Origin of the sequence: Butyrivibrio sp. AE3004 (genome assembly GCF_000703165.1) — a bacterium.
Classification (GTDB): Bacteria; Bacillota; Clostridia; order Lachnospirales; family Lachnospiraceae; genus Butyrivibrio.
On sequence record NZ_JNLQ01000002.1, the window covers coordinates 2,026,940 to 2,038,355 of the forward strand.

At 41.0% G+C, this 11,416-nt stretch carries 8 protein-coding genes; all 8 read right to left on the bottom strand.

The window, feature by feature from the left end; translation table 11 throughout:
• Positions 1-8 precede the first annotated feature (8 nt).
• The 8 genes from BV60_RS0111865 to BV60_RS0111900 all read right to left on the bottom strand — a co-directional run bounded on the left by BV60_RS0111865 (position 9) and on the right by BV60_RS0111900 (position 11,296).
• Positions 9-3,062: an InlB B-repeat-containing protein gene (locus BV60_RS0111865; RefSeq protein WP_029322046.1), complete on the bottom strand. Its 3,054-nt coding sequence runs from the start codon at positions 3,060-3,062 to the stop codon at positions 9-11.
• A 128-nt stretch (positions 3,063-3,190) separates the two neighbouring features.
• Entirely contained in the window at positions 3,191-3,994 is an 804-nt protein-coding gene (locus BV60_RS0111870; protein ID WP_029322047.1) for an MBL fold metallo-hydrolase, read from the bottom strand.
• A gap of 59 nt (positions 3,995-4,053) precedes the next feature.
• On the bottom strand, positions 4,054-5,124 hold the full coding sequence (locus tag BV60_RS22020) for a sensor domain-containing diguanylate cyclase (protein ID WP_051656692.1): 1,071 nt from the start codon (positions 5,122-5,124) through the stop codon (positions 4,054-4,056).
• Positions 5,125-5,158: 34 nt separating this feature from the next.
• Positions 5,159-5,902 (bottom strand): GAF domain-containing protein, encoded by a 744-nt coding sequence (locus BV60_RS0111880; protein ID WP_029322052.1) that lies wholly within the window; start codon positions 5,900-5,902, stop codon positions 5,159-5,161.
• Between the two features lie 114 nt (positions 5,903-6,016).
• Positions 6,017-6,559 (bottom strand): hypothetical protein, encoded by a 543-nt coding sequence (locus tag BV60_RS22025; protein WP_051656693.1) that lies wholly within the window; start codon positions 6,557-6,559, stop codon positions 6,017-6,019.
• A gap of 53 nt (positions 6,560-6,612) precedes the next feature.
• A complete protein-coding gene (locus tag BV60_RS0111890) occupies positions 6,613-7,671 on the bottom strand; it encodes a glycosyltransferase (protein ID WP_029322056.1) in 1,059 nt (352 codons plus the stop codon).
• A gap of 10 nt (positions 7,672-7,681) precedes the next feature.
• Positions 7,682-9,643 (bottom strand): hypothetical protein, encoded by a 1,962-nt coding sequence (locus BV60_RS0111895; protein ID WP_029322058.1) that lies wholly within the window; start codon positions 9,641-9,643, stop codon positions 7,682-7,684.
• 51 nt (positions 9,644-9,694) lie between these two features.
• A complete protein-coding gene (locus BV60_RS0111900; protein WP_029322059.1) occupies positions 9,695-11,296 on the bottom strand; it encodes a helicase HerA-like domain-containing protein in 1,602 nt (533 codons plus the stop codon).
• Between the last annotated feature and the right edge of the window lie 120 nt (positions 11,297-11,416).

Consider the following 11,416-nt stretch of genomic DNA (forward strand, 5'->3'; position numbering starts at 1 on the left):
CTTTCTATTTACTGTACTACAGCATAAATTCCTACTAATCTCTTCTCTGGCATATTAAAGCAGAAATTATTAGCCTTCGTACTCACCAGTTCATCCTGTCCCTCAAGTTTTAGTTTAATATCGGTTATGGTCATCGCAGGCTCAATATCCACCGATATTACCATTTCTTCACCTAGTGCAACTCTTGTATTTCCAATCCACTTTAGTGAATCAACCGGTGCTAACGTATAACTCTTGCCTGTCGTTGTAACCGATTGTCCGCTACCGTCAATAACCGATATAGATAATTCTTGTGGAACAACTATTTGTTTTTCATATTCAGCGGTTAGAGTAACATCCTTATTTTGCATTTGGAAACTTCCACCATCACAAACAGTCCCAAAATCACCAGTATACAATATAGGCGAAACACTAGCTCCTGTACCGGTTATATTCTTTAAAACATAGTACATATCAGAATTATTAGCATCCACATATTGTGAATCACAATAAAATTGAACTTGCGTTCCATAAGTTACACTTGCTGGATTCAATTCATTATCTTCTTCATCCATAAATGATATCGATCCATGTATATCACTATAATCTATCTTATGAGGTGTTTCAGTATCCATCTTAAAAGTTGCATATACCGTCACATTATATCCCGGCATAGTATAAGTATTTGTTCCCTCCGATAAAGTCATTTCACTATCAGCACCATATTCCGAATTACCTACCATAGCAAATTCAAGTATATAACCGGGATTAGTTGAAATTGTAATAGTAACTGTCTCACCTTCTGCTGCTGATGATTGAACACTTACAGAACCGCCATCAGCGAGTTCAATAGATTTACTGATACTATATTTCGTCGGCTGCGGAATCTCAGTAAAGGTCGCTGATACGGTTGCGTCGCTGGTCCTCATTGTAAATTGCCAGCTTTGTCCGCTTCCTGATACTGTGACGTTGCCATCAGCGTCTGTAACGGTAACCTTGTCGAACTCGTAGCCGCTGTCAGGTGTGCAGGTAATTTTAACTGTATCGCCTTCTTTTGCGGTTTTAGGGTCAACCGATACTGATCCACCGGTAGTATTTGCTACGTTGACATTGTATTCGGGAATCGGTATTTCCTTAAAGGAAGCTGAGATTGTTACGTTCTTTCCCGGCATGCTAAAGGAATATGATCCCTCACTTTCTGATGTGGAAACGCTATCTCCGCCCTCAGCTGTTACCGATACATTTTCAAGCTCATAGCCTTCAGCGGGCGTTGCGATAAAGCTTACTGTTTCACCCTCTTCTGCCTCAGAAGCTGTTGCAGAAATGCTTCCGCCTGTTACACTTGCAACGCTTATCTTAAATTTTTCAGCTTCCTTTTGAGTTTCCTTAAAAGTTGCGCTTATGGTTACATCTTTTGCCGGCATTGTAAAGCTATAGATTCCATTGCTTTCAGAAACAGATACGCTGTCACTTCCTGCTTTTACCGATACGCCTTCAAGCTCATAGCCTTCTGATGGTGTAGCGGTAAAGCTTACGCTTTTACCTTCTTCTGCTTCAGATGCAGTCGCAGATATTGTTCCGCCTGTTGCACTTTGAACACTTATCTTGTAGGTCTTCTTTTCCTCTTCGATTTTTTTGAAGGTAACCGATACAGATACTGCCTTTTCCGGCATTGTAAATGTATAGACATTGTTGCCTCCGGTTGCATCTATCTTCTGTCCATCTGATGCTGTTACGGTAACAGTATCAACCTCGTAGCCTTCTGCCGGTGCAGTCGTAATTTTAACCGTATCTCCTGCCTTGGCATTTGCAGAGCTTACAGTAAAGCTGCCATTTGTTGTCCCTGTGGTCGATACAGGATAAGTTGTTTCTTCCTTTTTGTCATCGTCCTTATCTTTGTCCTTGTCTTTATCTTTATCCTTATCCTTGTCATCATCTTTGGATTTCTTTTTGTTGTCCGAATTATCATTCGAATTTTGATTTCCGTTTCCGTTATCACTGCTGCTATCATCAGATGAGGGATTCTGCTGTCCGTTACCATTACTTCCGTTTGTTCCCTGTGTCTGAGTCGTACCGTCTCCATTACCATTTTGATCATTTCCTGTAAGACCGGCCCCTTGTGAAGAATCAGTAGTAACAGGGCTGCCATTTGTCTGACCCTGGCCATTATTCTTTTTAGCAGGTTCGTCATCGTCGCTCTGCTTTTTGTCCTTATCCCATACATTTTTCTGATTTACGTTACTATCCTGCTTTTCAGCCTCCCCATTTACTTTATCCAGGTTCTGCCCCTGTTCATTCTGATCCTTTTCAAGCTGATTAAGGATATCGTCCTTGTTCAGATTTGTCAGATCCAGTCCTGATTCATTTGATGCCTTTTCGGTATTATCACCTTCAAACACCTGTAAAAGAGCAAAAGCACTAATGTCTTCTATCGTAAGCTTTGATACATCAGTATTTAAAGTAGTTTTACCATTGTCCTCCGGATTTTCCTTAACGGTAATAACAAGCTTTTCACCGGCTTTTAATGTAAATTCTTTTGTATCTCCCGACTTAGAATCAATAATAAATCCGGCTATTTCTCCCATTAGCAGATTTATTTCAGCAACATAAGGATCAATTACCCTTACCTCTGCACCGGTTCCGCGAATACCCATGATCATGCTTGAGGTCTTGATATTCATTACCTCATCCTGCTCAAGCGGCTTATCAACATCAAAATAGAGCGCTCCTTTTTTTAGCAGCACTTCATTTTTTTTGCCGTTTTTTCTTACCTCTGCTTCACTTACGGCATCCAGTTTTATCGCTTTTGAATCGTCAAGACTGAAATACGCATAGCTTTTAGCTTTGGTCTCAATCTCATTACCTGTGAAAAGACGCATGTTATCAGAGAGCTTTAGTCCTTTTCCTGCGCTATCCGTAACAGCCACAGTGCCCTCCGTTTTAGTCATACGGATTGTACTTGCCGCATCGGATTTCGTCTCCTCAGCCCTTGAATCAATGATCGCATATGAAAAAATGCTTGAGATTAATAGTAATGACGCAACACCGCATGGCAAAATGCTGCCAAAAGATTTTCTGATCACTTTATGATTCTCCCCTTAAAACTTTTTCAAACCTCTGTTATTAATACAAGCTCCACTAAATTCCATAATTACTTACGAAATGCTCTAAAAACAAGTAAAGCTGATATATCCAAGAAAAATTAAAAAACTTATTTCAAAAAATCTACTACTTCTCCCTGCCTGGCAAATCTGACATTATCCGCAGTAAGGCTCTTCTCCATTTCAAGAAACGCATCATCGGTCCTAAGCGGATCGTGATGTATTAAGAGCGTTGTCTTTGCATTAGCCTCTTCCCCAAGCTTTTGTGCCATGGAGACCGTGGAATGCCCAAAGCCCTTTTTGTTTGCATACTCCTCATCCGTATACTGCGCATCGCAGAGAAGAAGCTCTGCATTCCTTGCAAAATCGACAGCCCTTTCTTCAAGCCCCATCATTTCATAGTCCGTAAAATAAACTATGCTTTTGTCCTTATATGTAATTTTGAAGCCTATACTTCCCCCGGGATGTCTTAAGCTTATCCCTTCTATTTCTATTCCGGATTCAAGCCTCATTGGAAATTCCAGTTTTTTATAACTGAAATTCGAAGGATATTCCTCAATCGTAAGTGGCCAATAGGGTTCTGAAAAAGCACTTTCTATCTGTTCTGAAATTGAAAGTCCGTTTATATCTGCCCCATAAAAATCAATCTTTTTATTCTTTTTTGAAAGCTCAGGAAAAAAAGGAAGCCCAACGATATGATCCAGATGAGGATGTGACAAAAGAATGGTTATGTGCTTATTGTCAGCTACCTCCGGCGCTCCAATAATGCCGGTTCCTGCATCCAAAAAAAGCACATGATCTTCAACTTCTATCATGTAACATGAAGTAGCTCCACCGAATATATTAAACTGCTCTCCGCTTACGGGTACTGAACCCCTTGCACCAAGAACTGTTAGTCTGAATACCCCATCCAACGCTTTTCCCCTCTTACTTTTTACATATGTGGTAATGCTCTCGCAAACAGCTGCACCTATTACGACTCTACCTTTTCATAGCCTTCGATAGTTTCCTTAATTACCTGATTTCTTCCCGTCTCCTTGGCGATATAAAGTCTTGTATCCGCAACCTTAATATTTTCTTCAACCGGAACATCGGGTGTCATTTCATTTACGCCAAAGCTCATGGTGATCTTTATATCCGTTCCTTCAAATGTGCATACAGAAGCCTCTATTCTCTTTCGAATACGCTCTGCAACATTTGCTGCCTGATCTAGATTGGCTTTTGCCAAAAAGATAATAAATTCCTCACCGCCCCATCTGTATACCGAGTCGGATTCACGGACACTTTCCTTCAAATTGCGAGCCACATGTTCAAGTACGGCATCGCCTGCATTGTGACCGTAAGTGTCATTAACTCTCTTGAAATGGTCAATATCACACATGATTATGGAAACTGATACCTTATCCTCCTCCGGCCTTTGCATAAGCTTTAAGTACTTGGATTTATAATCGCTGTGAAGTCCCATTCTGTTTCGAAGCTTTGTAAGCTTATCTGTCTGGGAATCATCAAGGAAGGAATCTGCTTCAAGAGTAATCCCGCAAACAACCGCAGCAAGTGACAGCCTTCTGACATCGCGCTCCAAATCAAAGCCCTCATCCGTCAGCTTGTTAATAGCCTGATAAGCGCCTATCATTTCACCTTTGCAATTAAAACATGGGATTACCAAAATAGATTTTGTGACGTAACCGGTCTCCTTATCAACAGAAGAATTAAAGTCCGGACAGTTGTAAGGGTCATTTGTCACAACCGGTTTTCTCTCAGTGATAGCACGGCCGACAAGGCCCGTGTTTTCATCAATTATAATCTTGTCAACGCCAACAGCAGCATTGGTAATGAGCTTGTGATTTATCTTATCCCATTTCCAGAAACTGCATCTGTCAGCCTCTACAAGAGTTCTTCCAAGGTCAGCAAAAAGATGGAACAATCCAAAGTGATCATTCCAGCCTCCCTCTTCGTCTGCAGTACTCATCTTATCATAGAGTTCCTCCATGATATCGAGAGTTTTATCAAAAAGTAAACTTTTATCTGTCTGCCCTGTATTCATATGATTTCCCTCATCATCAATGACCTAAAAGCTCTTAATACTTGTTTGTCCAAAAACCGCCGGCACGAGGCTCGGGTTTAGCATTTCCCTTCGGAGCTTCTACAGCCCCCGGATTTACAGTACCGTTTCCTGTCGGGATTTTTTTGTCTTTATTTATCCCGGCACCTTCAGTTTTGGCATCGCCAGCCTGTTTACCTTCTTCTTCCATATTGGATATCTGCTTTAGCAGACCTTTAAGCTTTAGATTTTCCAGATAAAGTGCAACAACAGACCCGACTGCGCTTACTCGTTCCTCCTGCTCCTGAGTAAAAGGAATCCATAATCCGTACTGGTCCTTGGCATTTATCAGCTGTAAAACGCCCATCACCTCTCCTGCTCCTACAAGCATTGGTACAACAAGCATAGAGCATGTTCGGTAATTGTTCATCTCGTCATATTTTCGCGCACCGGTAAAATCAAACTCCTTGGATATATACACATCTTTGATATTAAGGCGAAGCTTTTTCATTGCCGAATATGCACAGGCATATCTGCCTTCCATGGGTACAGGCGGAATATCCACTGAACCGCTCTTGTAATTCATGGCAATATCCTTGGACTTTGTGTAAATATATCTAAAGTAAAGCTTGTTACCTTCTATTGTGTAAATGGTTCCGCCGTCACAGTTGCCGATAAGCATACATTCCTTAAGAGCTACATCAAACAATGTATCCTGATCAAGCGGGCGCGACATAAGTGTAGTTAGCTTCACCAATCGGTCGAGATCATAGCTTTTCATATTCATTCCTCAAAACGTGCACTCTCGTGCATACAGAAGTTGTTCACTATGAACAGATACGCTGCAATTTCCTATTTCATAATTATATCATGCACAACCTATTCAGGTCACTATTTACTGTCTGTCATAATAATCCTTACCTGAGCAGATGAAATATGTGCGTATATATCCGTCTGTCGAAACGAATGCTATCTCATCCGTAGCTTCAAGGTAGTATATGTCATCCCCATCGTCTGCTTCATTTTTATGCAGGGCATCGGGATTGTTTATAAGAGCATTGGCTGCCTCAAGATACTCATTCTCGTTCACAAAGCCCATATCTATACCATGCTTTTCATAATGTTCAAAAAGCTTATTCTGGCTGCGAAAGGTGTACTCCTTATTCTTTGTTTCCGACTTTTCTTTTATTGCCTCTATTGCAGCCTGTGCAGCGTTTGCAGTCTCATCCTTATTGTCACTTTGGATTACTGTAGCCGCATTCTCTGCCTTTTCTGCACTGCTGCTATCAGTTGAAAAGCTTGAGGTAAGTCCTGATTTCTCCTCGGGTAGGAACTGCGGATAGAGTATCAGATATATGACACATATAACAAGAAGTGCCAACAAACCCATATTAAATGATTTTGATTTTGGTTTTGGTTTTTTTCTTTTATTTTCCATTCTGCCTATTCCTGAAGTCAGTACCCCATTTTGCACTGACCAAAAACATCCAATTACTTATATACGATTTCACGCTGAACAAAGAAGCTTAGTAAAAAGAGAATACAGTCCACCGGAATCTTTACAAGAACCTCCGGTGTTTCCGGTATAAAACCGTGAATAAAGGTTACTCCGTATCCGCTAAGAAGCATTATTATGACTGCAAGTGCCGCGTACTTAAAGCTTGCAATAAGCTTGTTTCCGCTTCCTTTGAACACCACCTTATAGTTGATGGTAAAGTTGTATACTGCGGATATTATTCTCGCAATAACCGTTGAAAGCATAATGTATCCAACGGGAAGTGACTGCATATGCCTGAAAAGCCTGCAGAAAAGCGCAAACATCACCATATCAAGAACACTGGATGACAGGGATGAAACAAGAAACTTACCAAACACAGCATATATCATCACTGAATCTCTGATAGGTCTGAAGTGGCTTGATTTATTCTCTTCAAGGTAAATAGTCTGTATTTCCACTTCCCTTATCGAAATGTTCAGATTCTTTGTGGCAAGCAGCATATTAGTTTCAAACTCAAATCGCTCTCCCTTTTCATTTAAAAGATATTTCATGAACTCCCGGGGGATTGCACGTAGTCCGGTCTGAGTATCACTGATACTAACACCTGCGAGGATTCTCATTACCCTGCTGGTAGTCTTGTTTCCAAAAACCGATCTTGCCGGTATTCCGCTCTCGTCAAAATTCCTGCAGCCAAGAACAAGTGCATCCGGATATTCTAAAAGGTCAGCCTTTACCCTTTTTATATCAACCGCAGTATGCTGCCCGTCTGAATCAGCAGTAATTACGCCTGTCATATCAGGGTATTCGTTCAGACAGTAGTTAAAGGCATCCTTCAGTGCTCGGCCCTTTCCCATGTTCACTGCATGCCGTATTACAATGGCTCCGTATTCTGCTTTTGCCTCGTTAAAAATATGTCCGTAAGTACTACTATCAGAGCCGTCATCCACAAGTATCAGCGGATAAAGCTCTGCATTTTTCAAGTCTCTCAAAAGACCGATTAACTTTTCATCCGGTTCGTAAGCCGGAATTATTATAGGTATAGTAATGTTCATATTAAATACATTAGTACAGATAAACAGGTGTCAGCTTAATACCATTGTTATCCGTATCTACTTTGTAAACCTTCCAAAATTCAAATTCTGCTCCGTCTGACATAAGTCCGTCAAAGGAAGTCTTAAGCTTTTCATCCTCAGCTCTCATGTCTTTGGCAGTCTCTTCTCCGTTTTGCATAGATTCCGCAAAAACATACTCTGCATGACTTTTCATTATCATGTCCTTGATATCCCCGGTGCTTTCACCACCGGTAAGTGTATCGTAGACTGCAGGAACCGGAGATACTTCCTTACTGATATAAGTATCGTGAACACGATGATTCATAGCCCCGCTTCTAAAGTTTAAAACACGATGCCCCCATAGCTTCCTGTGTCCATAGACGCTTTCCATAAAGCGATGTCCTCCATCGTCAAGCATACCCGCATTATAGGATATGTTTTCATCAAGAGTTTTGCGGTATCCCCAAAGTGCTTTATAGATTCCTACATAGTCAGTAGTAAGGAGAATAAATGCCGCTACCAGAGCGTACACAATCGCCTGCTTATGAACCGCAACAAAAAAGTTCTTTGTATTTATCATCTTGTTGTTTGCCCAGATAAGTATAATTCCTATAAGAAGATACATACTGCCAAGCATAAAAGGCGCTCCGTATCTCGATGCAGAATTGGTCATAGCGAATGCATCAAGATACTGGTCCTCTGCCTGAAACAGGGATATATGAGCTATAAAAATGATAGCATAGGTTAAGATGCAGGTAAAAATAAAAAATATTGTTATACCTTTTCTTTCTTCGTCCTCAATCATCCGGTTTTTAAGTACAATAAACAGTACAACAAAAATAGCTATGAGCATAACACCTATTGAAAGATCCAGAGTTATGTTGTGGTCTGCATGCATAGGCATGGTCCACATTCCGAGAAAAAAGAATTTTGCTTTTTCAAGGGCGTTGGCAGGCACGGAATATGCACCTGTTGCCATTTTTATCCCAAGGCCTGTAGACTTGGCAACTCTGCGATTTATAAGGCAGAATACCAGCCAGCTTCCGTAGAACAGCGCCGCAAATGCAGCCGCTCTTACAAAATATCTCCAGTTTCTTACATTATTGACAGTAAAGTAGAATATCATGGCAAAAAAAGCCCACTCTATTCCAACAGATTTTGTCAGAAGGAGCACAGCTGTATAAAGAGCAATCCTTCCGTAGTAGAAAATGTACCTGTGTCCCTGTCTGTCCCAGATAGCATATAAAAGCGCACCATAGACAATACCCATAGTTATGTCCGCAGGTGTTCCGTAAAAAATAATGCCGTTAACAATACCTGGAATCATAAGAACCAGAATTGTAGCGGGTACAGCCTTAAAGCCCTTGACGTTTTTCACAAGAGGCAAAAGGAATACGGCATTAAGAGCATAGTAGCCTCCAAACTGCAATCCCTCACGATATTTTCCTGCACTGATTGAAAGAAAAAGCCATTTAAAAAGCGACGTTACAGGCGGATAGTCTCCGAATTCAGGTGAGACATTTCCGTATTTTCCCGGAAAACCTCCAAGATAAAAAATCTGTTTAGCATCAGAAGCCCAGAAATTTATGTCATCCCACCAGGTAAATATCTGATCCCTTGTAAAATATGTAACCAGGGCAATTATAAATAAAAACATGAAAACTTCGGGCTTTGATATGGCCCGAAGACTTCTTTTTACGAGTTTTCTGTTCCGGTTTATATGTATTATCTTCCTGTTTTTTGGACCGCTTTTCTTATAAATGTAATCCGCAAGAATAAAGAAAAAGAAAGCCGCTATTATAAGCGCAGAGGTTACATATATAAGTTTAAGAGCCCTAAACAGCGCAAGTACATATAATGTAAGTATTTGAATCGCACCTGAGATTGCAATGGTATCACATATGCTTTCTTTGTATTTGACCGACAATAATGTTGCCGTAATTAAAAATGCTATCGGTATTAAAAACCACATGAATCTTCTCCGGTAATAAAATTATGTCAATTAAGTTATCTATTTTACGGATCACAGCTTAAACAAGGTTCCGATAATTCCTCTTCCGAGGCTGGCACCAAGATTTCCACCAATAGTTTTGCCGAATTTCCCAAAGCCCATTCCTGCTGCCTTACCTACCTCACGTCCGATACTTCCGCTGACACTTGATGCTACGGATTTTGCAGCACGCTTTTTGGCATTCTCAGCCTGCTTTAATTCTCTCTCTTCTCTTCTTGCCTCAGCCAGTGCCTCTTTTTCCTTTGCCTTTTCCTCTGCCGCAAGTTCCTTTAACCTTGCCTTCTCAGCTTCTGCCTCAGCCTTGGCTTTTGCTGCTTCCTCGGCATCCAGTACACCCTTTCTCTGAAGCATCTCATAGGCAGAATCAGAGTCAATTGCATTTGCATATTTGCTGTAATAAAGACTTCCCTTAATGGCGTTTTCTCTTTCATAATCATCAATTCCGCCAATCTTACTCATAGGAGGAAGAATGAAAGCTCTGCGAACAATTCCGGGCGTACCCTTTTCATCAAGGAACGATACCACCGCTTCACCTGTTCCAAGCTCCATGATCGCATCATAGGTCTTAAATTCAGGATTTTCACGGAAAGAATCTGCTGCAGCTTTAACCGCTTTCTGATCGGCAGGTGTGTAGGCATGAAGCGCGTGCTGAATCTTGTTTCCAAGCTGCGCAAGAACTCCGTCAGGAATATCGCGGGGATTCTGAGTTACAAAATAAACTCCGACGCCTTTAGACCTGATAAGCTTTACAACCTGCTCAATCTTTTCAAGAAGCGCTTTTGATGCATTTTTGAATAAGAGATGCGCTTCATCAAAGAAGAATACCATCTTGGGTTTCTCCATATCTCCTACCTCGGGAAGCGTCTCAAAGAGCTCGGAGAGCATCCAAAGAAGAAATGTAGAATAAAGAACACCATTATTTATAAGGCTCTCGGAATCCAGGATATTTATCATTCCTCTTCCGTTTGTGTCAGTTGTAAACCAGTCATTAAGATTAAGCGCAGGCTCTCCGAAAAAGATCTCGCCTCCCTGCGTCTCAAGAGAAACAACGCTTCTTAAAATTGCGCTTATTGACTGCGGACTCATCTTGCCGTAGTCTTCAGCATAAACTTTATTATTATTCGAAATCTCATTCAGGAGCGCTTTCAGATCCTTGGTATCAAACAGAAACCAGCCGTTGTCATCCGCTATCTTAAATGCAATTGTAAGGATGTCACTTTGAAGATCATTTAATCCAAGAATACGTGAAAGAAGAATAGGCCCCATCTCAGAAACCGTGGTTCGAAGCTGAATGCCCTTCTCACCGAAAAGATCCCAGAAGGTTACAGGATACTTCTTATATTCATAGCCTGTCCCTTCCAGTGAAAAGCGCTCAATCCTCTCTTCCATTCCTGAGCCTTCCTTGATCATTCCCGCAAGATCGCCTTTTACGTCTGCAAGAAATACCGGTACTCCCATATCCGAGAAGGATTCCGTAAGAACCTTTAATGTAACTGTTTTACCGGACCCGGTTGCTCCTGCAATCAGTCCGTGTCTGTTCGCCATCTTAGGTAAAAGACATAGTTCGTCCCCATTATCTGCCCTGGCAATGTACACTTTACCATCTTTAACCATTCTCACATCCTCCTCATCTATAAGAGTTTATTTCTGACTAAAAAAAATCATATATTACAAACAAAAATCTATTACTATTTTAACGATAAATCAGTAGCAAAACAATAAAGTATGAAATTT